Origin of the sequence: Embleya sp. NBC_00896 (assembly GCF_045207785.1) — a bacterium.
Classification (GTDB): domain Bacteria; phylum Actinomycetota; class Actinomycetes; order Streptomycetales; family Streptomycetaceae; genus Embleya.
This window is the reverse complement of sequence record NZ_CP108777.1, coordinates 1,477,189-1,498,880: the sequence shown is the minus strand read 5'-3', so window position 1 is coordinate 1,498,880 and position 21,692 is coordinate 1,477,189. Positions and strand designations below refer to the sequence as shown.

Below are 21,692 nucleotides of genomic sequence, written 5' to 3'. Positions count from 1 at the left end.
CCATCCCGGCGGCTACCCCACGCCTCCGCCAGCGATTACCCAGAGCTGGGAGAAGGCCTCCACCGCGGGCCCTTCGAGCCTTGGCCGACAGTGCCGCCCCTGGCGTGGGCAGGGGATGGCAACGGCGATCGGCCTGCGCGTCCGGCCGAAGGCCAGAGTAGCCCGGTCTCTCGGCCCATTTGTAGCCTCGACCGCAGGTGTGCGCAAAGTGGCCAATCGCCGGCGCAAAACGAGCCGGGCGGGCCGGGTGAACAAAACCGGCCGCACCCGGGCAACAGAGCTATGCGGCGCCGCGCGGGATGGGGTGAATCTGTGGGGCGAGTTGTTCGCCGCGTTCGTTCGCGCCGGGCTCGATGCCCTCCGGACAGGGCCTACGCGTACCATCCGAGGGCTTCGGCCGGGTCGGCCTCGGTGCCTGCTCGGAACGCGGCGTCGAACGCGGCCTTGCCGAGCGCTGCCCGGGCGGCTGCGGTGATCCGGTCCACATCGCCCCGCTCCGCGGGCGGCAGCGGCGCGTGCGCGCCGGCTCGCGCCGCGGTTGCCGCGCCCAGGAGGCGGGCGGCCCGTTCGGGCCGAGCGGCCAGTGCCTCGACCCCGGAGAGGCCCTCGAAGGCCAAGGCGACGGCCCTCGGGTCGCCGACCAGGCGGGCGATCGCCAGCCCTTCCAGGTGCAGCGCGCGGGCGGTGTCGGCGTCGCCGCGTTGTTCGGCGATGAACCCCAACTCGGCGAGGACGAGCGAGTTTCCGGCCTCCGAGGACACCCGTCCGTACCAGTCCCGGACCCGCGACAGCCACATGTGGGCGGTGTCGAGGTCGCCCTGCCTGCGGGCGCCGAGGCCGAGGCCGATCTCCGCGTGGATCTCGCCGAACTTGAGGCTCTGCTCGGCCGCCGACCGGCGGGCCCGCTCGTGCAGTTCCCGGGCCCGGTCCCAGTCCCCGGTCAGCAGCGCGATCCGGCCGAGGCCGGACAGTCGTGAGGAGACCTCCGCCGCGAGGCCCAGCTCCTCCGCCACCCGTAGGCCGTCCCGCAGGACGCGCGCGGCCTCGGCGTAGTCGCCGTCGATCTCGGCCAGGGCCGCGAGCGGGACGCTCGTTCGCGACCGGCCCCAGCGGTCGCCCAGTTCGGCGAACAGTTCCGCGCTCCGCGCGCTGTCCCGGCGCAGCGCCGCCATGTCGCCGCGGATCAGGTCGTGGATCGCCCGCTGGCCCAGTGCCGCGGCGATCCCCCACCGATCGTCCAGGGCGAGGAAATCGGCCAGGGCGGCGGCGGTCAGCGCCTCGCTCGCGGCCAGATCGCCGGTGTTGAAGAGGGCGTACGCGCGAAACCGCCGCGCCCGGGCCCGCCGGGCGGGGTCATCGATGTCGGGATCGGGCCCCGGGGACCGGCGTTCGCCACCCAGCAGGGCGAACGAGCCCTGGAGGAAGTGGACTTCGGCCCGCGCGTCGGCCGGCGCCGGACCGTCGGCGGACAACGCGGCGGCGACCGCGCGGCGGGCCTCGCCGAGGCGTCCGCGCAGCACCCAGTACCAGGACAGCGCGGTGACCAGTCGCAGCGCCCGGTCCGCCGCCCCCTGGCGGACGGCGGTGTCGAGCGCCACCCGCAGGTTCGCGGCCTCGGCGTCGACCCGGAGCAGCCAGGCGCGTTGCTCGGATCCGCGCAGGTGTGGTTCGGCCCGTTCGGCGAGTTCGGTGTAGTAGTCGAGGTGCCGCTCGTGGACGGGCTCGAAGTCCACCATCTCGTAGAGGCGTTCCACGCCGTAGGCGGCAACCGATTCGAGCAGTCGGTAGCGCGGGCCGGCCGCGTCCTCGGTCATCACCACCAGGGACCGGTCGACCAGCCGGATCAGCAGGTCGGGGATGTCCTCCGCGCTCACCCCGTCACCCGCGCAGACGACTTCGGCGGCCCGGAGCGTGCAGCCGTCGGTGTGCGCGGCGAGCCGGCGCAGCACGATGCGCTCGGGGGCGGAGAGCAGTTCCCAGCTCCAGTCGATGACGGCGCGGAGGGTCCGCTGGCGGGCCGGGCTGTCGCGTCGGCCGCCCGCCAGCACCCGGAAGCGGTCGTCGAGCCGTTCGGCCAGTTCGTGGACACCCAGGGCGCGGACCCGGGTGGCCGCGAGTTCGAGGGCGAGCGGGATGCCGTCCAGTCGCCGGCAGATCACCGCGACGGCCTCGGTGTTGCCGGCGTCGAGGACGAATCCGGGGGCGACGGCCGCCGCGCGCTCGGTGAACAGGCGCGTCGCCTCGTCGGGTCGCAGCGGCTCGACGGCCCACAGGGTCTCGCCCGCGAGGCCCAGCGGTTCCCGGCTGGTGGCGAGGATCCGCAGGCCGGGCGCGGCGCGCAGCAGCCGGCCGGCGAGGTCGGCGACCTGCTCGACGATCTGTTCGCAGTTGTCCAGCACGAGCAGGGTGTGGCGATCGCGCAGGGCCGCCGCGAGCCGGTCGGCGTGGCCGGTGCCCGCGTCCGCCCCCACGCGGTCGGATCGCCGGCGCCCTCGTCCCGGATGCCCAGGGTGGCGGCGACCGCGTCGACGAGGTCGGCGGTGGCGCCGCGCTGCCCGGCGAGTTCGACCAGCCATCCACCGTCCGGGCAGGCGTCGGCGAGCCGGCCGGCGGTCTCGACCGCGAGCCGGGTCTTGCCGACCCCGCCGGGACCGGTGAGGGTGACCAGCCGGCTGCCGGTCAGCAGCGCGCCCAGCTCGGTGACCTCGCGTTCGCGGCCGACGAGCCCGGCGAGCGGGGTCGGGAGATTGCCGCGGGGACGGGTCGCGGGCGGGGCGGCGGCCAGTTCGGGGGCCTGGACGAGGATCGATCGGTGCAGGTCGGCGAGCTCGGGACTCGGGTCGAGGCCCAGCTGCTCGGCCAGGTGCGCGCGGAGTTCGTCGTACGACGCGAGGGCCTCGCTCTGTCGTCCGGAGCGGTACAGGGCGCGCATCTGGGCGGCGCGCAGCCGCTCGCGCAGGGGGTTCCGGTCGACGAGCGCGGTCAGTTCGGCGACCAGTCGGCCGTGCTCGCCGGCTTCGAGGCGGGCCTCGGCCTGTTCCTCCAGTACGACCAGGCGCTGCTCCTCCAGGCGCTGCGCGGCGGGGCGGGCGAACGCGGCGTCGGCGAAGTCGGCGTAGGCGGGGCCGCGCCACAGGTCGAGCGCGTCGGCGAAGGCGGCGGCCCGGGCCCGGGGATCGGCGGTGCCCCTGGCCCGCAGCACGAGCGTGCGGAAGCGGTCGGCGTCCACGTCGTCTTCGTCGTCGATCCGCAGCCGATAGCCGGCCGCCTGGTACGCGACGCGGTCGCGGCCCACGGTGCGGCGCAACAGCGAGACCTTGGCCTGGAGGGCGTTGGCGGGGCGCCCGGGGGGTTCCTCGCCCCAGAGGTCGTCGATCAACCGGTCGGCGGAAACGGGCCGTCCCTCGTACACCAGGAGAGCGGCCAGCAACGCCCTGGCCTTGGCCTCGGGCAGCTTGACGGACTTCCCCTCGCCCTCCCACACCGCCAGGGAGCCGAGCACGCCGAACCGCATGCCACGACCGTATCCGAAGACCCTCAGTCGACCCTCAGTCGACCCTCAGCGGGCCATCAGCGCAGGTCGGCAGTGTGATCACCACGGCCCGCCGAGCACCGCACAGTGCCCGCGGCCAACCGAGAGCCGGCCGAAGAATCACACGGGAGCAAGCGAATGACGAAGTACGTGGGCAAGAAGGCCGTCATCACCGGTGGCACGATCGGCATGGGTCTGGCCATCGCCAAGCGACTGGTCGAGGGCGGCGCCGAGGTCCTGCTGACCGGCCGCAACGAGCGGAACCTCGAGGACGCCCGGAACGAACTGGGCCCGGGGGCACACGTGGTCCGTTCCGACACCTCGAACATGGCGGACATCGCGGCGCTGGGCACGATCATCGAGGAGCGGCTCGGCCACGTCGACTACCTGTTCGTCAACGCCGGGATCGCCGAGATGGCCCCGGTCGAGGTGGCCACGGAGGAGTCCTACGACCGCCAGTTCGGGGTCAACACCAAGGGCGCGTTCTTCACGACCCAGCGGGTGATCCCGCTGCTGCGGGCGGGTGGCGCGATCGTGTTCACGACGTCGATCGCCGACTCCACGGGGTCGGCCGGGATGGGTGTGTACTCCGCGACGAAGTCCGCCGTGTGGTCCTTCGCCCAGGTGCTCGCCTCCGAGCTGGTCGGCCGGGGCATCCGGGTCAACGCGGTCAGCCCCGGCTTCATCGACACCCCGACGGCGGGCGCGGCGGGCCTCACCGCCGAGGAGCGGGCGGCCTTCCACGCCATCGGCGACGCGGCCACCCCGATGAAGCGGCACGGCACGTCGGACGAGGTCGCCCGCGCGGCGCTCTTCCTGGCCGCCGACGCGACGTTCACCACGGGCGTGAAGCTGCCGGTCGACGGCGGCCTCGCCCAGCACGTCAACGCTCCGCGGGGCTAGTGCGGCGCCGGCAACGTCTGCCCCGCCGGGTCGCCGCCGGTCGCCGGTCACCGGTCGGCGCCGCCGACCCACGACACGAACCGCGTACGACACGAGACGGCCCCCTCGACGGTGGAGTTCCGTCGGGAGGGCCGCTTCGGGAGTGCGGGGCCGGGGGTCGAGGGGGTTCGGATCCCGGGGTTCGGGGTTCGGGGTTCGGGGTTTGGGCTTCGGGTTCGGTCTGGGGCTCCGGCTCCGGCTCGGGCTCGGGCTCGGGCTCCGGCTCGGAGCGTCCGGCTCAGAGCCGCAGACCGTGGGAAAGAAAGTCCAGGTGGCGGTCGTACAGATCGACCAGGTCTTCGGCGCCGCCCCGCTGCACCCAGTGCCGCATGACGGCCGTGGAGACCCCGATGATCGCCGCGGCCACGCAGCTCAGTTCCAGGTCGGCGGGGTCGCGGCCGGTGCGCTGGGCGAGGAGGGCGGCGATGCCGTCCTGGGTGCGGAGCTGTTCGTCCATCGCCCGGGCGCGGAGGGCGGGGATCGTGAAGATGAGCCGGTTTCGGAACAGGAGTTCAGCGCTGTCCGCGGCGAACACGTGCGCCAGTGAGCCGGTCAGCGCGTGGCGGATGGACTCGACGATCGGTTCGTCGGCCGGCCGGGCTTCGAGTGCCTCGCCGAACGCCGGGTCGTACTCGTCGGTGAGGACCACGTCCTCCTTGGTGGGGAAGTACCGGAAGAACGTGCTCCGCGAGACGTCCGCGGCGGCGGCGATCTGGTCGACGGTCGTCGCGTCGTAGCCCTGCTCCGCGACGAGGCGGTAGGCCTCGCGCCGGATGCGCTGCCGGGTCTGCACCTTCTTGCGCTCGCGCAGTCCCGGGACCGACACGGCGGCCGCGGTCGAGGTTTCCTTGGTACTCATACCAGCAATTCTCTGTGTTCCCCGGTCGCGGCGGGCGCGTGCGGGGTGCTCGGGCTCGCAGTCTGCTTGGGCAGGTGGATCGCGGCCAGGACCGCGGTAAGCAGGGCGATCGCGCCGCAGACGACCAGGACCAGGCTCATGCCGTGGGTGAACGCGTCGTGGGCGGAGGCCGACAGCGCGGGATCGTGCAGCCGTTCGGCGACCCCTGCGGCGGCGGCGACCGAGTCGCGGGCGGCGTCGGCCTCGGGCTCCGGGACCCCGTCCACCGAGAGCCGGGCGAGGTAGCCGGCGCCGAGCACACTGCCGAGTCCGGCCACACCCAGGACGCCGCCGAGCTGCTGGACGGTCTCCAGGAGGCTCGCGCCGGAGCCGGTGTTGTTCGTGGGCAACGAGGCCATCACCAGGCTGGTCGCGGGGACGACGGCGAGCCCGAAACCGAGGCCGGTCAGGGTCAACCAGACGGCGGTGAAGGCGTAGCCGTCGGTGCCGTCGGTGGTGGCGCCCAGGAGTGCGCCCGCGGCGAGCATGAGCAGGCCGGTGGTGACCACGGTGCGGGCGCCGAGCTTGGGGAACAGGGGTTCGCTCAGCGTCGCGGACACCAGCAGGCCGCCGATCAGCGGGAGCACGCGCAGGCCGGTGCCGAAGGCGTCGTTGCCGAGTACGGCCTCCAGGTACTGCGGGACGACGAACAGGATGCCCATCACCGCGAAGTTGACGAACACCGCGATCAGCGCGCCCCACCTGAACCTGGCGTCACGGAACAGCCCGAGGTCGACCAGGGGGTGCGCGAAGGCGCGCTGGCGCAGCACGAACGCGATCAGCAGGACCGCGCCGGCGCCGAGCGTGCCCAGGACCGACGGGCTGCCCCACCCCTCGCGCGGCACCAGGATCGCGCCGTAGACCAGCGACGTGATGCCCACCGCGCCCAGGATCGTGCCGAGGCCGTCGAACGGGGTCGGCTCGGCGCCGAAGCGCACCCGCGCGGGGTCCTTGGGCAGCAGGAAAACGCTTGCGATCAGGGCGATCGCGACGACCGGGAGGTTGAAGGCGAAGATCGAGCCCCACCAGAAGTGATTGAGCAACCAGCCGCCGACGACCGGACCGATCGGCATGCCGAGCGCGGTGGCCGCGGTCCAGGTGGCGATCGCCTTGGGGACCTCCTCGGGTCCGAAGATCCTGGGCAGGATCGCCAGCGAGAGCGGCATGATCATCGCCGCGCCCAGGCCCAGGACCGTGCGCACCGCGATCACCTCGCCCGGCGAGCCGGCCCAGATGCCCGCGAGCGAGGCGAGGCCGAACAGGGTCGTCCCGGCGATGAGCACGCGCTTGAGGCCGTAACGGTCGCCCAGCACCCCGATCGGCAGCATCGCCGCGGACAGGGCGAGCAGGTAGCCGCCGCCGATCCACTGCAACTGCGCGCTGTCGGCCCCGAGTTCGTCCGCCAGCGTCGGCATCGCGACGTTGATGATCGTGCCGTCCAAACCGATGATCAGCGCGCTGAGCACCAGGGCTCCGAGTGCCCACCAACGGCGCGGGGAGAGCGCGGGGGCAGGGGTTGTCATGGCGACCTCCGGGGAGTGTTGGCAACTAATGGAATTAAGTCACAAATAAACCGGAGTATCAATCGAACCTGAGGTTCATTTTTATCGTTCGGAGTCGCCGCCTCGGCCACGCGCCAGGAGGTCGCGGGTCTCGCGCGCGATCCACACGTCGGCGACGAACCGGCCCGCGTACACGGCGCGTTCGCCGCCGCGCTCGACGAGGCCCTGGACGAGATCAGCAAGCTCAAGTCCGGCCGGCCCGGGCGCCCCCGATGGCCGATGATCGTCCTGCGCACCCCCAAGGGCTGGACCGGACCGCGCGCCGTGGACGGCCTCCCCGTCGAGGGCACCTGGCGCGCGCACCAGGTCCCCCTCACCGCCGTCCGCGAGAATCCCGAGCGCCTGGCCGCCCTCGAGGCGTGGCTCCACTCGTACCACCCGACCGAACTCTTCGACGCGGACGGGCGGCCGACACCGGCCGTGCTCGCGAACGTGCCCGCCGGCGACGCCCGGCTCGGCGCCGTCGCCGAGGCCAACGGGGGCAGCCTGCTGAGGGAGTTGCCGCTGCCCGACGTACACGCGTTCGCGGTCAAGGTCACCGAACCCGGGACCGGCACGTCGGAACCCACCCGGGCGCTCGGCGAGTACCTGCGCGAGGTGTTCGCCCGGACCGCCGGCCGCCGCGACTTCCGCCTGTTCGGCCCGGACGAGACCGAGTCCAACCGGCTCGGCGCGGTCTACGGCGCGACCGCCAAGGCATGGCAGAGCCCGATCACCGACCTCGACACGCACCTCGCCCCCGACGGCCGGGTCGTGGAGATCCTGTCCGAGCACACCTGCCAAGGCATGCTGGAGGGCTACCTCCTGACGGGGCGTCACGGCGTGTTCTCCTGCTACGAGGCGTTCACGCACATCGTCTCCTCGATGTTCAACCAGCACGCGAAATGGCTGCACGCCTCCCGTGACATCCGCTGGCGCCCGCCGATCGCGTCGCTGAACTACCTGCTCACCTCCCACGTCTGGCGCCAGGACCAGAACGGCTTCTCGCACCAGGACCCCGGCTTCGTCGACCACGTCGTCAACAAGCGCCCCGAAGTGGTCCGCGTCTACCTTCCGCCGGACACCAACACGCTGCTCTCGGTCGCCGACCACGTACTGCGCAGCCGCGGCCTGGTCAACGTGATCGTCGCCGGCAAGACCCCCGGCCCGGACTGGCTGGGCATGGACGAAGCCGCGCTGCACTGCGCACGCGGCGCGGGAGTGTGGGAGTGGGCCTCCAACGACGACGGCGACCCGGAGGTGGTGCTCGCCTGCGCCGGCGACGTACCGACCCTGGAGACACTGGCCGCCGTCGACCTGATCCGCCGTCATCTCCCGGATCTGCGGGTGCGCGTGGTCAACGTCGTCGACCTGATGCGGCTGCTGCCGGAGCGCGAGCACCCGCACGGCATGCCCGACACCGAGTACGACGCGCTGTTCGGCACCGACGTCCCGGTGATCTTCGCCTACCACGGCTACCCGTGGCTGATCCACCGACTCGCCTACCGCCGCCACAACCACGACCACCTCCACGTGCGCGGCTACAAGGAGAACGGCACCACCACAACCCCGTTCGACATGGTCGTGCTCAACGACATGGACCGCTACCAACGGGTGATCGACGTCATCGACCGCGTCCCCGGGCTCGGCGCCAAGGCCGCGACGGTACGTCAGACCATGCTCGACGCCCGCACCAGGCATCACGCCTGGATCGTCGAACACGGCGAGGACCTGCCCGAGATTCGCGACTGGACCTGGGCGAACGACGTGGATCGCCACTGAGGGAACGCGCTCCCGGGTCGGCGAGATCCCGGCCCGGGGCGCGTAGGACGCGGCGAAGCCGAATGGGGGCGTGGGGAGTTCGGGGCAAAGTCGGATGAAGGCCGTGCGGGGCCGGTAGGTTGTACGGCCCGGGTTCGGGGTACGGACCGGTCTCAACGGCGCACAACGCGCACAACGCACCGAACACTGCCCGAACCACCGCGATCGGTGCGGGGCTCGAAAGGTTGACCGACGTGACGGACGAGCCGAATTCAGAACCGGAACACATCCCCGCCCTGATCGCCGACGACGACATCGCCGAGCGGGACCGGGCCACGTTCGCCCCCGCAGCCGCCGACCGCCTCGGCACGGCGCTCGATCCGGCCCGGCCGGCGCGGCGCGCGCCGCACCCCGACCGGCTCACCGATCGCGAGGTGGAGGTGCTGAGGCTGATCACGGACGGGCTCAACAACGCGGGGATCGCCGCCGCGCTGTCGATCGGCGAGGCCACGGTCAAGACGCACATCAACAACGCCTTCGCCAAGATCAACGCGCGCAATCGGGCGGACGCGGTTCGGTACGCCCACCGCCAGGGCCTGTCGCAGCCCTGATCCGCCCGGTTGGGGGACCCGGAGGCCGGGGCCCGGGCCCGGGGCCCGAGAAGCCCAAGGGCCCGCGCTACGCCGCGAGCGGCGCGAAGATCGGCGACTCGGGCCGGTCGGGGTCGTCCGCGAGCGCGAGCAGCGGCGAGGTGATCACGAAGTCGGCGGTCGCGCGGTTGCAGGCCACCGGGATGTTCGCGAGTACCGCGAGCCGCAGCAGCGCGCGCACGTCGGGTTCGTGCGGCTGCGGGCTCAGCGGGTCCCAGAAGAAGACCAGCAGGTCCACGTCCCCCTCGGCGATCCGCGAGCCGATCTGCTGGTCGCCGCCGAGCGGCCCACTGCGGAATCGGGTGATGTCGAGGTCGAGCTCGCCGGCGAGGATGCCGCCGGTGGTGCCGGTCGCGTACAGCCGGTGGGCGGCCAGGGTCTCACGGTGCGTCCGGGCCCACGCGAGCATCTCGGGCTTGCACCGGTCGTGTGCCACGAGTGCGATGCCGCGCTCGCGGACCTCGTGCCGGTGGTTCGGGTCGTGCGGGTGGTTCGGGTCGAGCAGGTGGTTCGGGTCGGTCATCGGCAACTCCTGAGGTGTGCTGAGCTTTCGCATGCCGTAAGTCTCACCGACCGATGTTGCGCGCGTGTGGCCGCGACATGTCGCCCATGAGAAGTCGCGCGGATCTTGTCGCGGTGCCCGTCACCAGCGGTTACGCGTCCCACACCACCGGCAGCCGGACCGCCGTGCGCAGGCCCAGTCCGGTGATGCCCGCACAGGGAACGTCGGGATCCAGGCGCAGCCCCGGCAGCCGCGCCAGGAGCCGTTCGAGCGCGACGCGCAGCTCCATCCGCGCGGCGTGGATGCCCAGGCACACGTGCGGCCCGGCACCGAAGGACAGGTGCCCGAGCCGCGGCCGGCGGAATCGGCGGTGGTCGGGCGGGTCCATCTGCAGGATCGTCCGGCCGATCACGTCGCCGAGACTGGGCTGGTACCAGCCGGAGGAGAAGGTCGTGCCCGGGTCGCGCAGCACCTGGTCGACACCGGCGAAGGTGTAGACCGAGCACTGCTCGTGCTCCGCCGCGAGCAACCGGTCCGCGCCCGGCAGGTCGAACCTCGCCGAGACCGCCCCCGGGTGCAGCGGAGACTGCTCGCGCAGCGCGGCGAGGCCGGGGTACGGACTCGCGAGGACGCCGACCCCACCGAGCCGGTCCTTCGCGGCGAAGGCGTCGAGCGGCTCGCCGGACTCGCCGGGGCTCGGATCCGCTTCCGGTTCCGCTTCCGGGTCGGCTCCCGGGCCCGCACCTGCGGCCACACCGCCCTCCGTCTCCCGCTCCGAGCGGGGTTCGCGCGTCGAGGTCATGTCCGCCGTTCCTCCTTGCGTCGACGTGGTGGGGCCGTGGTGGGACCGTGGTCGAGCCGGGTGGAGCCGCTATGGAGCGCCGTGGCAGCGTGGCGAAGGGGGACGCGGAAAACAAGAGGCCGCGACGCCCGCGACGGCCCGCAGCGACCCGAAGCGGCATGCGGCGACCTGCGGCGGCCTTTCCGGGAACCCCATAGAGCCCAAAAAAGGAATGAACAACGCACAACACACAAAACGTCGTATATACACCACTCGTCTGCCGCGCACCCGTTCGTCGCCGGCCCTCGTTGTGGAGGTATGACCAACGCGACCTCCCTCCCCGCCAAGGTCCTCCGCCGCGCGGGAGGTTCCTCCGGTGCCCGGCCGGCCGGGAACGGCCATGCCTGACCCCTCCGCGGTATTCGTCGCGGCGCCGTCGGCCGACCACGCGGCCCGACACCTCGGCGTCCTCGCGGCGGTCCCCGACGAGCAGGCCGTCGAATGGGCCCCCGACGCCGACACCCTCGAAATCCCGACGGTACTGCCGACCGCCGCCCCGCCACCCCGGCCGCCGGGCGTCGAGGTCGCCCCACCCCCGATCCGCCCACCCGGCAGCCACCGCCGCCGCGACCACCCGACCCCCGACGCCGCCTCGCGGTCGCACCGCCTCGACCCGACCCTCGGCGCGCTCACCGCCCTGTTCGGCGCGATGGCGAGCGTGTTCGGCGGGATCCTGGCCTGTGATCCCCTGCGCTACGTCGCCTACGACGGCGTACCCGACGGCCTGGAGTACGCGTGGCCGGCGCTGGTGTACGCATCGTGGTCGGCCGCCGCATCGGTGATCCTGTACGCCGCCCGACGCCGCCGCCAGGCGCCGAACTCATGGATCATCATGGCCTCCTGCGCGACCATCGGCACCGCCTCGTGCACCCAACCAACCCCTCACACGCCATCCACACTGGCCATCGCCGCCATCCCCCCACTCGCCGCGCTCCTGTGCTTCCACCTATTCACCCGACAACTCGCACGACCCGAACCACTCCCACACACGACGACGAACCCGATTCAGCCTCCGCCATGATCGCGCGCAGCGCCGGAAACCTGGACAAGGTCGCTGCCGGCTTGATTTCCGAGGGCATCACCACGGCAACCGAATCCGCGGACGTCACCGACGAGAAAGCACTCACCGTGGCACTCGGCGCACTGCGCGAGCGGCTCGGTCCGATCGAGGTGGCGCTGTTCAGCCCACGGCCGAATCTCGGGTGGATCAAGCCCGTCCTCGATACCGCACCGTCGGACATCGAGAGCGCGCCGGCACTGAGCCTCGTGGCTGCGGCGGCGGTTGTCCACGCGGTGGTGCCGGACATGCGCCACCAGGGATACGGCACCTTGCTGTTCACCACCGGCGGCGCCGCCGTCGAACCGCACCGCGACCGCGCGGTGTCGGGAATCGCCTACGCGGCCGAGTCGGCCTACACGCGCATGCTCCACGACACACTCGCCGACGACGGCGTGCACGCCGCGCAGGTCACGGTCGTCGGCCCTATCGGCCCTATCGGCCCCGGCGCCAGGCACGAACCGGACGAAGTGGCCGAGGAACAGCGTTCGCACCCCGCTGGATCGGCATACCTGTCTCCTCAACGCGGCGGTCGTCAGGTCTCGGGCGGCGCGAACGCGTCGAAGTGCAGGGCGCGTACGGCGTGCATGTACTCGCCGACCGCGAGGGTCTCCGCGAGCACCGCCCGCGGTTCGGTCGTGCCGGCGGCCGCCTCGCCGAAGGTCGGGTCGATCCAGCCCGGCCGGCGTTTGAGGCCAAAGCAGGCCGCCACCGCCGCCATCACCGATCCGCGTCAGCGCGACGACGGCAGACCCGATTCGCTCGCAACCGGACGCTCAGCCGGTCGAGGCTCGGCGTCGGCGCCGTGGATGGGCCCGGCGGTGGCAGTCAGCGGCGTGCCCGGCCGACCGCGCCGGGCGGCGATGATCTCGGCAGCCACCGCGACCGCCGTCTCCTCCGGCGTCTCCGCGCCCAGGTCCAGGCCGATCGGCGAGTGCAGGCGAGCAAGCTCGGCCGAGCCGAGGCCCGCCTCGACGAGTCGACGCAGCCGGTCGCGATGGGTGCGCCGCGAACCCATGGCGCCGACGTACGCCACCGGCAGCCGCAGCGCGACGGCCAGGAGCGGAATGTCGAACTTCACGTCGTGGGTGAGCACGCACACGACGGTGCGGGAGTCCACCGCGGTCTCGGCGAGGTAGCGGTCGGGCCGGTCCACGACCACCTCGTCCGCCGCCGGAAAGCGCTGCGGCGTCGCGAACGTGGCCCGTGCGTCACAGACCGTCACGTGGTAGCCCAGGTACGCGCCGATCCGGGCCACCGCGGCGGCGAAGTCGACGGCGCCGAACACCAACATGCGCGGCGGCGGCACGTACGACTCGACGTGCACGACCACCGGATCGCCGCAGGTTCGCTCGGGGTCGCCCGCGGTGTGCGTGCGGACGATGTCGGTGCGGCCCTGTTCGAGCAAGCCGCGGGCCCGGCCCAGGATCCGGCGGTCGAGGAGGTCGTCACCGAACGCGCCGGTGTGCCATCCGTCGCCGACCAGGACGGTGCGCCCGGTGAGCCGGGTCGGGCCGTCCACCACGCGCACCACCGCGACGGGCGCACCCGCGCAGATGGCCTCCACCGCGAGCCGATGCACGACCTCGTGTCCGAGCCGGACCGGCTGGACGAAGACCTCGATCGACCCGCCGCAGGACAGCCCGGGCGCGAACGGGTCCTCCTCGTCGTGGTCGAACGAACGCAGGACGGGTTCGCCGGTGCGCAGTGCCTCGCGGCACAGCTCGTACACCTCGCCCTCGACACAACCCCCGGACACGCTGCCGAGCACCGTGCCGTCACCGGCCACGGCCAGCGCGGCACCCACACCCCGAGGCGCACTGCCGGTCACGGCGACGACTGTGGCGAGCGCGTAGTCCCGACCCTCGTGCTGCCACACCGCCAATTCCGGGGCGATGTCCCGCATGGTGCGACTCCCTCGTTCTGTTGGGATATACCCGAAGGCCGGTGGGATCGATCCCTGTGCACGAACCGATCCCACCGCCCGCGGCGTCGCCCGGAGCGGCGACCGGCTCGGCGGCACTCGGCGTGGCCCCGGGGGCGGGGGCGGGCGGCGGTGTCTGCCCCCGCATCAGCTCCTCCACGTTGCGGGCGAACCGGTCCATCAGTCGCTGTGAGACGTCGCCGATCACGCCGCGTCAGAACTGCGCGACCTTGCCGCGGATGACCAGGTCGGTGTCGAGCGAGACCTTCGTGCCCACAGCGTCCGGCTCGATCAGGGCAACCAGTGGCGCCCTCGGATCCGGAGTGCCGGATTCAGCTGCGCACGTGGCGTATCGCCAACCAGGATGGGCGCGGGGTGGGACCCGAGGAGGAGTTGGCGCGCGTACCCGACCGGCACTGCCTATGACGGCACGGTATCGGCGACGAATACGAGCATGGGGGCTGCTGTGAACGACGCGGTGATCGTGTTGCCCGGAATCATGGGCAGCGAGCTGGTGGAGGTGTCCTCGGGGCGGACGCTGTGGGGGCTCGCGGACGCCGGGTGGTACGCCAGGGCGTGGACCACCGGCGACTCGCTCGGGGGCCTGGCGGTGACCGACGACGAGCGGGCCGGCCGGGTGGGGCGAGTCCGGGCCACGCGGCTGCTCCGGGCTCCCGCGTGGGCGCCGGTGCTGCGCGGCTTCGAGCCGTACACCGCGCTCGTCGCGGCCGTCCGGCAGGCCGCCGCCGATCCCACCGCTGTGCTCGAATTCCCTTACGACTGGCGGTTGTCCGTCGAGTACAACGCGGGCCGGCTGGCCATCGCCGCGTACGAGCACCTGCGCCGATGGCGGACGCACCCGCTGGCCGGGCCGGACGCGCGCCTGGTCCTGGTCGCGCATTCGACGGGCGGCCTGGTCGCCCGCTACTTCACCGAAGTCCTGGGTGGCGCGGGCGAGTTGCGCGCTCTGGTGACCCTCGGTACACCGTTCTTCGGCTCGGTCAAGGCGGTGGACCTGCTCGGAGGCGACAGCGGTACGTCCCTTTCCCTCCCGCACCGCAGGCTGCGCCGACTGGCCGGGAGCCTGCCGGGGCTGCACGACCTGCTGCCGTCGTACGACTGCGTGGACGAGGGGACGTCGGTCCGCCGGTTGACCGCCGGCGACATCGCGGGCCTGGGCGGGGACGGGCAGTTGGCGGGCGACGCGTTCGCGCGCCGGGAGCGGCTCATGGGCGAGGACGGCTCATGGGCGACGCTGTGGCCGCTGATCGGGGTCGAGCAGCCGACCGCGCAGTCGCTGGTGTTGCGCGACGGCGTGGCCGACCCGCGGTTCGTGACCTGCCGAGTCGACCGGGCCGGGTGCGTGGAGCGGGTCGACCGGCGCGGCGACGAGACCGTGTACCGCGAGGCCGCCTTTCCGGCCGCGGCCAAACCGTTCGCGTTCGTCCAGACGCACGGCGCGTTGCCGATCACACGCGAGGCGATCGCGCACGTGTGCGCGGTCCTGGGCCACGAGGAGCTCGGGCCCGAACCGAGTGGGGCGGTCACCCCGTTGGCCCTGGAGATGCCGGACAGCGTGCCGGCCGGAACCTCCCTCGACATCGCCGTCGAGGGCGTGCCCGACCCGGCGGCGGTGGATGTCCGCGTGGTCGACGTGACCACCGGCGCGACCCTGCCCAGGGCGCGGCCGGTGCGCCGGGAGGGGCGCCTGATGATCCGCCAGATCCTGCCGATGGAAGGGCTGTTCCGGGTGGTGGCAAGGGTCGGCGCGCAATCCCCCGTCACCCAGCTGGTCCTGGCCACCGACCCGAGCGCCGAACCCGACGAAAGCGAGCACGCTTGACTCACGAGTCCGCCGTGGCCCGCCCGGTCTTGCCGACCGCGACCACCTGAATCGGCAGCGGGTCGGGCAGCTCACGCAGCTTGCGGATCGGCGAGCAGAACACCGGCAGGAACGCGATCGTCATGCAGACCGCGCCCGCCCAGATCGACGCGTGTACGCCCACGAACTGCCCGATCAGGGCGGCGAGCACCGCGCCGACCGCCGACGCGCCGGTGAGCACGAAGCGGAAGGTGGCGTTCATCCGGCCGAGCAGCGCGTCCGGGGTCAGCCGTTGGCGCAGGCTCACGGCCAGCACGTTGTCCGTGCCCACCTTGGCGGTGGCCAGGAACCAGCCGACGCCGGCCACCCACAGCCACGGGCCGCGGTCCAGCAGCGGGATGAGCAGCGCGGCGGGTGCCAGGCACGGCCCGAGCAGACCGAACGTGCGACCGATGCCGAGCCGGCGCGCGAGCGGCCGGGCGGAGCGGGCACCGGCCAGGATGCCGAGTCCGCCGACCGCGAAGTAGAGCCCCAAGGTGCCTTCGGACAGATCGAGTTCACGCACGATGACCACGGGGATCATGGTGTTGACGAGCTGCGAGCCCAGGTTCATGCAGGCCGCGGTGAGCGCGAGCGCGCGCAGCTCGCGGCTGTGCGTGACGTGGCGGAGGCCCTCGCCGATCTCGGCGCGCAGCCGGCGCTCGGGGGCGACCGGGACGGCGGGGGCGGCGGGGACGGCCGGCGTGGCCGATCCGCCGTGGGCGCGGATGCGGGTCAGGCCGAGCCCCGACGCCAGGTAGCCGACGGCGGTGCAGACGAGCGCGGCGGGGGCCGCGACGAGTTGGATCAGGAACCCGCCGGCGCCGCGGCCGGCGATGTTGGTCGTCGCCATCAGGCTGACCATGACGGAATTGGCCGGCAGCAGGGCGTCACGACCGACCAATTGGGGCAGAAAGCTCTGCGACCCCACATCGAAGAACACCGTCGCGCACCCATTGAGCAGCACCACGGCATACAGCTGAGGCAGCGTCAACACGTCCAACCACCACGCGACGGGGATCGAGACGATCAACGCGGCCCGAACCAGGTCGGCGACGATCAACACACGCCGCCGCCGCATCCGATCCACCCAGGCCCCCGCCGGAAGCCCGATCAACAGGAACGCGACCGTGCCAAGCGCGGCAAGCGCCCCCACCTGACCGGGACTCGCGTCAAGCGCCTCGAGCGCGATCAACGGAATCGCGACGTAGCCGATATTGGTACCCAGGTCACTGAGCGCAGTCGCAGCAAACAGTGCACGAAAATCCCGAACCCGCCAGGGGGAGTGCAGAGAACTCATCCCCGCACCCTGCCGCCACTCCCCACCCCCACCCCAATCATTTACCCACACCTAAATCCTCCCCACCCCGCAGGTGGAAGGGGGCGGTCAGGTGCGCGGTGGCGGGGCCGGGAGTCGGGGCCGGGGCCTCATGGTTTCGGGATGGTGAGGGTGGGTCGGGTTTGGGGGAGGAGGTAGACCAGGGCGGTTGTCACGGCTGCGGTGAGGAGGGTGAAGATCGAGGAATGACAGGTCGACGCCGACCAACACGCCGCCGACGAGTGCAGTTCGCCGTCGGATGTACCGAGGTCGGCCCGCATCGCCGGCCCCGCGACGATGACGATGGAGGGTCTCGGCGGCCTCAGCATCGGCAGGCCGGCCACCGACCTCGGGCTCAGCAAGAGCGGCATCGCGACGCTCTTCGGGACGAAGGAGAAGTTGCAGATCGCCGCCGTCGCGTCGGCCCACGAGGCGTTCCTCGACGCGGTCGTGCGCCCCGCGTCGGCCGAACCCCGCGGCGGCGTCCGGCTGCGCGCGCTGACGGAACATTGGATCTCCTACGCCGAGACACCGCTGTTCACGGGCGGCTGCTTCTGGGCGGCGAACCTCGCCGACTTCGACAGCCGACCGGGGCAGGTGCATGACGCGCTGTTCCGCCACCACCGGGGCTGGCTCGCGCTCATCGCCGACGAGCTGTGACAGGCCGTCGACGCCGGTGAGATCGCCGACCCGGACGTCGACCTCGCCGCCTTCCAGATCGACGCGGTCCTCACCGCCGCGAACACCGCGTTGCGCCTGGGCGACGCCGGCGTCGTGAACAAGGTCCGCCGCGTGGTCGACGGGTTCCTCACGCCCGGCGCCTGACGGATCCCCGCGCCGAGGGTGCCGTAGCGACACGGTGCCGCGGGACGTCGGTCGCGAAGTCCCGGCCGATCAGCGCCGATTCGCCATCGGGGGCACGCCATCCTCGCCGGGATCGGGGCGTTCGTCCCGCCGAGGGCCCGAATGGCCCGGATGCCCCAAGATCCCGCGCCACCGAGCTCCCGGGGATCGACCGCCTTCCGGATCGGCCCTACTATGTCGGCTCAAGATCGACGGCCGGAACGTCGGTCCGGATCCGAACGGCCACGCCGGAGGCCGAGCGGGCCCGCTCGGCCACCAGCGCCGGGCCGGGACATCGAGAGCACCCTCGAAGGCGCGCCTCGAAGCCGGCCCGGAAGCGCGACAACAGGCCGCCGACGTCGGTGGGGAAAGCCTGCCGCAGCCCCAACGGACGCGGACGGCAACGCCGTCGGCCCTCGGCCCGCCTGATGTCACACCCGGATGAATACGAAGGCGAGCTCACATGCCCACTCTTCCCTGGACCGTCCCGAATCCGGCCTCACCCGGCACCGAGGCCCTGATCATGGCCTCTCGTTTCGAGGTCCGGTCCGGCAAGGACGTCCCCCGCTTCTTCCTGAAGTCCCTCTCGGCATGGCGCCAGGTGCGATCCGCGCCGGGCGCGTTGGGCGCGTCGTTGATCGCGCAGCCGATCAAGGGCGTCTTCTTCACGCTGTCCGCGTGGGAGAGCCGCGAGGCCCTCCAGAAGTACGTCAAGACCGAACCGCACCGCACGATCATGAAGATCCTGCGCCCCACCATGAAGACCTCGACCTTCACCTATTGGAACGTGGTGGTGGAGGACCTGCCGATCACGTGGGACGACGCCAAGCGGCGGATCGCGGAGAAGGCGCGGACCGATGCCGCCGGGAACGGGGACGCCTCGGCCTGATCCACATCCTGGTGCCACGCCCGGCACAGGGATGCCCGGTCGCGGGGCGCGGGCGACGCGTTCCCCGTGGCGGCCCCGCGATGCGGAACGCGGGATCCCCGACCCGATGATTTAGCCTCGACTCGATGATCGAGATCGAGTTCACGACCGAGGACGTCGCCCGGACGCGCTTCGCGATCTCTCCGCTGTGGGAGGTCATCGCGAGCGTTCGGGTCCTCAAGGGCGCCGACGAGTTGGGGATACACCGCGTCTGGACCGATCAGGTGACCGAGCGCCTGGCCGCCGCGAAGGTCGACCTGACCCCGCTCACCGATCTGATCCCGGTACCGACCCGAGGCATCGCCGGGTTCCTGTGCCCGCCGCCGACCACGCCGCTGGCCTCGCTCACCGTCGAACTCGCGACCATGCGCGCGACCCCCGCCGAACTCCTGCAAACGACCTCGGAGATCGCCCCGGCCCGGCTGGCGGCGCTGCTCGACGACCCCGAGGGCGAGTTGGGCCGGCTGTCGGAAACCATCGAGGCGTACTGGGATTTGGCCCTCGCGCCGTACTGGCCCCGGATCCTCACCTTCCTCGAGGGCGACATCCTGTACCGTGCCCGCCGGCTGGTCGAGGGCGGTGCCCGGAGCCTTTTCAACGACCTGGACCCGCAGGTCGCGTGGGACGCGGGCACGCTCCAACTGGAGCACAGCTTCGTCCGCGGCCGCCGCACCCTCGACGGTCGCGGTCTGCTCCTCGTGCCGTCGGCCTTCGTCTGGCCGCGGGTGTTCTCCGTCCTCGACGGCCGCTGGCAGTCCACGTTCCGCTATCCACCGCGCGGCATCGGGAACCTGTGGTCGGCCCCCTCGCACGTGGCACCCCCCGACGCGCTCGCGGGTGTCCTGGGCCGCACCCGCGCCACCCTCATCGCCGAACTGACCGCCCCCGCCTCCACCACCGACCTGGCCCGCCGCATCGGACTCACCCCCGGCGGCATCTCGCAACACCTCACCGCGCTCCGCGCGGCCGGCCTGCTCACCGCCCACCGCACCGGCCGGGTGGTCCTGTACGCCCGCACCCAGGCGGCCGAGATCCTCCTGACGGCGACCGACTCCCCCTGACGCCGCCGTCCAACGCCCGCCCATCCGCCGACCACGGACCGGAAACGGCGCGAAGCGCCCGGCGGGACCGGGCGCTTCGCAGAGGGATGGGTACAGGGGTCGGAGAGTTGGGAGGGGTCAGGGATTGCAGCCGTTGTGGATGACCCAGGCGTCGTCGATGTCCCAGGCGCTGCCGATGTTCTTGGTCTCGTGCGCCTTGACGCAGGCGTACGAGTTGGGGCCCCAGTCGTCGATCTCGATGGTGACGTCCTCGCCGCCGCAGTTGGCGAAGTAGCCGGTGTCGCCGTGCTCGTAGTATCCGCACGCCTGCTCCTGGGCCGACGCGGAGCCGGCCGTGCCGACGACGCCGGCGACCGAGGCGGCCAGCGCGACCGCGGTCAGCACGGCGGCGGAACGGAACCGCCGACGGCGGGTCACGGTGGCGGTGGCGTCGGCGCCCGTGGAGTCGGTACCGGTGGTGTTGGTGTGGGTGCCGGTGGTGTTCATGCGCGATCTCTCCTCGAGTCGGGTTCCGAACGGTTGTGTGCCGGCGGCGCCTTGCCGCCCCGTCCGATGACTCAATGTTGACGTTTGAACACAGTCCGCTCGTCATCCGCGCCGCCGAGATATCGCGTACAGACAACTCTTCAGTCGACGACCGGCGCTCCTCCCTCGACCGTGCGCGCGCTCCTCACCACGAACTAGGCCATTCGGGGTACGGATTCGCCCGCCTGGGCCTCCCCGTTGGCGAACGACGCCTGCCCGAACGGTTCATGACGATCCATCACCATCGATACCCGCACCCGGCGGGATAGGCTCGATGGCGTGATCATCTGGTTGAACGGGGCGTTCGGCGCCGGCAAGACGAGCGTCTCGAAGGAACTCGTCGCGCTCGTGCCGCAGTCGCGGGTCTTCGACTCCGAGTACGTCGGCTACATGCTGCGGCACGTGCTGGATTCCGTTCCGGTCACCGACTTTCAGGACTGGCCGCCCTGGCGCGCGTTGGTCGTACAGACCGCCGCACAGGTGCTCGACTACGTCGGCGGGGTGCTCGTCGTGCCGCAGTCGGTCCTGGTCGAGCGATATTGGGCCGAGCTCCGCACCGGTTTCGAGCAAGCCGGCATCCCGGTACGGCACTTCGTGCTGCACGCGGAACGGAACACGCTCGCCCGACGGATCGAGGCGGACGACGTGGAGGCCGGCGCGCGGACGTGGCGCCTCGCCCACCTGGACGCCTACGCGGCCGCCCGGCCGTGGCACGCCCGGGAGGCCGAGGTCATCGACACGACCGAGACCACGCCCGCACACGTGGCCCGACTGATCGCGGGCCGAGTGGCCTGAGTGGCCCGCGCGGGCCCGAGTGGCCCGAGGACGACCCGGCCCGCTCACTCCGGCCAGGCGCGCATCGCCAACGCGGCGATACCCTCCAGGCCCTCGCGGCCGACGCCGTCGCACGCCTGGGTGGACATGCCCTGGACGATCGCCGCGTAGTACGTGGCGAGCGCGTCGACGTCCGTATCCGCGGGCAGCCGGCCCGCGTCGACGCCGGTGGCGATCTTGTCCCGGATCGCCTTCGTGGACGCCTCGCGGATCGCGCGGAGTTCGGCCTTGACGTCCTCGGCCCCCGACGTGCAGTTGACCGCCGCGGTGATCACCATGCAGCCCGGCGGATGGGCCGGATCCGTGTACGCGTCGGCGATCGCGTACAGCAGTCGCTCCACGGCGACGCGCGCGTCGGGCTCCTCGGCGAGCACCTGCCCGCTCACCGCGCCGAAGGTGACGCCGTACCGCTGGATCGCCTCGCTGAACAGCGCCCGCTTGTCACCGAAGGCCGCGTACAGGCTGGGCGGCTTGATCCCCATCGCGGCGGTGAGCCCGGCCACCGAGGTGGCCTCGTACCCGTGCAGCCAGAACTCGGTGACCGCGCGATCGAGTGCGGCTTCGCGGTCGAATCCGCGCGGGCGACCTGCGGTCTTGGGCATGCGAACCATTGTATAGCGCTCGCTACTGAACCTGTCACGGAATCTGCTACGGTGAAATTAGTAGCGATCGCT

At 72.2% G+C, this 21,692-nt stretch carries 17 protein-coding genes and 3 pseudogenes; 10 read left to right on the top strand and 10 right to left on the bottom strand.

Going from position 1 to position 21,692, the window contains the following annotated elements; translation table 11 throughout:
* Positions 1-371: 371 nt before the first annotated feature.
* A pseudogene (locus OG928_RS40030) lies at positions 372-3,514 on the bottom strand (ATP-binding protein).
* A 156-nt stretch (positions 3,515-3,670) separates the two neighbouring features.
* Here OG928_RS40030 and OG928_RS40025 point away from each other — a divergent pair.
* Complete coding sequence (locus tag OG928_RS40025) at positions 3,671-4,435, top strand: SDR family oxidoreductase (RefSeq protein ID WP_331766919.1); 765 nt, start codon at positions 3,671-3,673, stop codon at positions 4,433-4,435.
* Positions 4,436-4,712: 277 nt separating this feature from the next.
* On the opposite strand, the gene OG928_RS40020 is transcribed toward OG928_RS40025, so the two are convergent.
* Positions 4,713-5,333: a TetR family transcriptional regulator gene (locus OG928_RS40020; RefSeq protein WP_331766918.1), complete on the bottom strand. Its 621-nt coding sequence runs from the start codon at positions 5,331-5,333 to the stop codon at positions 4,713-4,715.
* Positions 5,330-6,895, bottom strand: a complete 1,566-nt coding sequence (locus OG928_RS40015; RefSeq protein ID WP_331766917.1) for an MFS transporter — start codon at positions 6,893-6,895, stop codon at positions 5,330-5,332. The genes OG928_RS40020 and OG928_RS40015 overlap by 4 nt, the downstream gene beginning before the upstream one ends.
* 126 nt (positions 6,896-7,021) lie before the next feature.
* Between OG928_RS40015 and OG928_RS40010 the strand changes: the two are divergent.
* Both OG928_RS40010 and OG928_RS40005 read left to right on the top strand, forming a co-directional pair.
* Positions 7,022-8,695, top strand: a pseudogene (locus OG928_RS40010) (phosphoketolase); the annotation flags it as partial.
* Positions 8,696-8,928: 233 nt separating this feature from the next.
* On the top strand, positions 8,929-9,285 hold the full coding sequence (locus OG928_RS40005) for a LuxR C-terminal-related transcriptional regulator (protein ID WP_406291603.1): 357 nt from the start codon (positions 8,929-8,931) through the stop codon (positions 9,283-9,285).
* 67 nt (positions 9,286-9,352) lie between these two features.
* On the opposite strand, the gene OG928_RS40000 is transcribed toward OG928_RS40005, so the two are convergent.
* Positions 9,353-9,880, bottom strand: coding sequence for a methylglyoxal synthase (locus OG928_RS40000; RefSeq protein ID WP_406291602.1), 528 nt, complete (start codon positions 9,878-9,880; stop codon positions 9,353-9,355).
* A 97-nt stretch (positions 9,881-9,977) separates the two neighbouring features.
* Positions 9,978-10,628 carry a cytochrome P450 gene (locus OG928_RS39995; RefSeq protein WP_331766915.1) on the bottom strand — a complete coding sequence of 217 codons (651 nt, stop codon included), beginning with the start codon at positions 10,626-10,628 and terminating at the stop codon, positions 9,978-9,980.
* Positions 10,629-11,007: 379 nt separating this feature from the next.
* Here OG928_RS39995 and OG928_RS39990 point away from each other — a divergent pair, with 379 nt between their 5' ends.
* The gene (locus tag OG928_RS39990; RefSeq protein ID WP_331766914.1) at positions 11,008-11,688 is read left to right on the top strand and encodes a DUF2637 domain-containing protein; all 681 of its coding nucleotides are present in this window, start codon (positions 11,008-11,010) and stop codon (positions 11,686-11,688) included.
* A pseudogene (locus tag OG928_RS39985) lies at positions 11,685-12,080 on the top strand (dehydrogenase); the annotation flags it as partial. The gene OG928_RS39990 and the pseudogene OG928_RS39985, both read left to right, overlap by 4 nt.
* 179 nt (positions 12,081-12,259) lie before the next feature.
* On the opposite strand, the gene OG928_RS39980 reads toward OG928_RS39985, so the two are convergent.
* Both OG928_RS39980 and OG928_RS39975 read right to left on the bottom strand, forming a co-directional pair.
* On the bottom strand, positions 12,260-12,445 hold the full coding sequence (locus tag OG928_RS39980; protein ID WP_331766913.1) for a hypothetical protein: 186 nt from the start codon (positions 12,443-12,445) through the stop codon (positions 12,260-12,262).
* A 12-nt stretch (positions 12,446-12,457) separates the two neighbouring features.
* Positions 12,458-13,630: an XdhC family protein gene (locus tag OG928_RS39975; RefSeq protein ID WP_331766912.1), complete on the bottom strand. Its 1,173-nt coding sequence runs from the start codon at positions 13,628-13,630 to the stop codon at positions 12,458-12,460.
* A 472-nt stretch (positions 13,631-14,102) separates the two neighbouring features.
* On the opposite strand from OG928_RS39975, the gene OG928_RS39970 reads away from it, so the two are divergent.
* Positions 14,103-15,491 carry a lipase/acyltransferase domain-containing protein gene (locus tag OG928_RS39970; RefSeq protein ID WP_331766911.1) on the top strand — a complete coding sequence of 463 codons (1,389 nt, stop codon included), beginning with the start codon at positions 14,103-14,105 and terminating at the stop codon, positions 15,489-15,491.
* A 1-nt stretch (position 15,492) separates the two neighbouring features.
* On the opposite strand, the gene OG928_RS39965 is transcribed toward OG928_RS39970, so the two are convergent.
* On the bottom strand, positions 15,493-16,809 hold the full coding sequence (locus tag OG928_RS39965) for an MFS transporter (RefSeq protein WP_331766910.1): 1,317 nt from the start codon (positions 16,807-16,809) through the stop codon (positions 15,493-15,495).
* Positions 16,810-17,124: 315 nt separating this feature from the next.
* Between OG928_RS39965 and OG928_RS39960 the strand changes: the two genes are divergently transcribed.
* From OG928_RS39960 to OG928_RS39950, 3 genes are all read left to right on the top strand, one after another.
* The gene (locus tag OG928_RS39960) at positions 17,125-17,487 is read left to right on the top strand and encodes a TetR family transcriptional regulator C-terminal domain-containing protein (protein ID WP_406291601.1); all 363 of its coding nucleotides are present in this window, start codon (positions 17,125-17,127) and stop codon (positions 17,485-17,487) included.
* A 646-nt stretch (positions 17,488-18,133) separates the two neighbouring features.
* Entirely contained in the window at positions 18,134-18,559 is a 426-nt protein-coding gene (locus tag OG928_RS39955; protein ID WP_331766907.1) for an antibiotic biosynthesis monooxygenase, read from the top strand.
* Between the two features lie 125 nt (positions 18,560-18,684).
* Positions 18,685-19,659, top strand: coding sequence for a DUF5937 family protein (locus OG928_RS39950; protein ID WP_331766906.1), 975 nt, complete (start codon positions 18,685-18,687; stop codon positions 19,657-19,659).
* A 117-nt stretch (positions 19,660-19,776) separates the two neighbouring features.
* Here OG928_RS39950 and OG928_RS39945 read toward each other — a convergent pair whose 3' ends face one another.
* A complete protein-coding gene (locus OG928_RS39945; protein WP_331766905.1) occupies positions 19,777-20,145 on the bottom strand; it encodes a DUF6355 family natural product biosynthesis protein in 369 nt (122 codons plus the stop codon).
* A gap of 318 nt (positions 20,146-20,463) precedes the next feature.
* Between OG928_RS39945 and OG928_RS39940 the strand changes: the two genes are divergently transcribed.
* Positions 20,464-20,979, top strand: coding sequence for an AAA family ATPase (locus OG928_RS39940; protein WP_331766904.1), 516 nt, complete (start codon positions 20,464-20,466; stop codon positions 20,977-20,979).
* A 44-nt stretch (positions 20,980-21,023) separates the two neighbouring features.
* On the opposite strand, the gene OG928_RS39935 is transcribed toward OG928_RS39940, so the two are convergent.
* A complete protein-coding gene (locus OG928_RS39935; RefSeq protein WP_331766903.1) occupies positions 21,024-21,620 on the bottom strand; it encodes a TetR/AcrR family transcriptional regulator in 597 nt (198 codons plus the stop codon).
* Positions 21,621-21,692: the final 72 nt, after the last annotated feature.

Coding starts and splice junctions, on each gene's coding strand:
- OG928_RS39980 (WP_331766913.1), bottom strand. CDS start 12,445: ATGGCGGCGGTGGCGGCCTGCTTTGGCCTCAAACGCCGGCCGGGCTGG.
- OG928_RS39975 (WP_331766912.1), bottom strand. CDS start 13,630: ATGCGGGACATCGCCCCGGAATTGGCGGTGTGGCAGCACGAGGGTCGG.
- OG928_RS39960 (WP_406291601.1), top strand. CDS start 17,125: ATGACGATGGAGGGTCTCGGCGGCCTCAGCATCGGCAGGCCGGCCACC.
- OG928_RS39955 (WP_331766907.1), top strand. CDS start 18,134: ATGCCCACTCTTCCCTGGACCGTCCCGAATCCGGCCTCACCCGGCACC.
- OG928_RS39935 (WP_331766903.1), bottom strand. CDS start 21,620: ATGCCCAAGACCGCAGGTCGCCCGCGCGGATTCGACCGCGAAGCCGCA.
- OG928_RS39970 (WP_331766911.1), top strand. CDS start 14,103: ATGGGGGCTGCTGTGAACGACGCGGTGATCGTGTTGCCCGGAATCATG.
- OG928_RS40025 (WP_331766919.1), top strand. CDS start 3,671: ATGACGAAGTACGTGGGCAAGAAGGCCGTCATCACCGGTGGCACGATC.
- OG928_RS39965 (WP_331766910.1), bottom strand. CDS start 16,809: ATGAGTTCTCTGCACTCCCCCTGGCGGGTTCGGGATTTTCGTGCACTG.
- OG928_RS40000 (WP_406291602.1), bottom strand. CDS start 9,880: ATGCGAAAGCTCAGCACACCTCAGGAGTTGCCGATGACCGACCCGAAC.
- OG928_RS40020 (WP_331766918.1), bottom strand. CDS start 5,333: ATGAGTACCAAGGAAACCTCGACCGCGGCCGCCGTGTCGGTCCCGGGA.
- OG928_RS39945 (WP_331766905.1), bottom strand. CDS start 20,145: ATGAACACCACCGGCACCCACACCAACACCACCGGTACCGACTCCACG.
- OG928_RS39995 (WP_331766915.1), bottom strand. CDS start 10,628: ATGACCTCGACGCGCGAACCCCGCTCGGAGCGGGAGACGGAGGGCGGT.
- OG928_RS40015 (WP_331766917.1), bottom strand. CDS start 6,895: ATGACAACCCCTGCCCCCGCGCTCTCCCCGCGCCGTTGGTGGGCACTC.
- OG928_RS39950 (WP_331766906.1), top strand. CDS start 18,685: ATGATCGAGATCGAGTTCACGACCGAGGACGTCGCCCGGACGCGCTTC.
- OG928_RS39990 (WP_331766914.1), top strand. CDS start 11,008: ATGCCTGACCCCTCCGCGGTATTCGTCGCGGCGCCGTCGGCCGACCAC.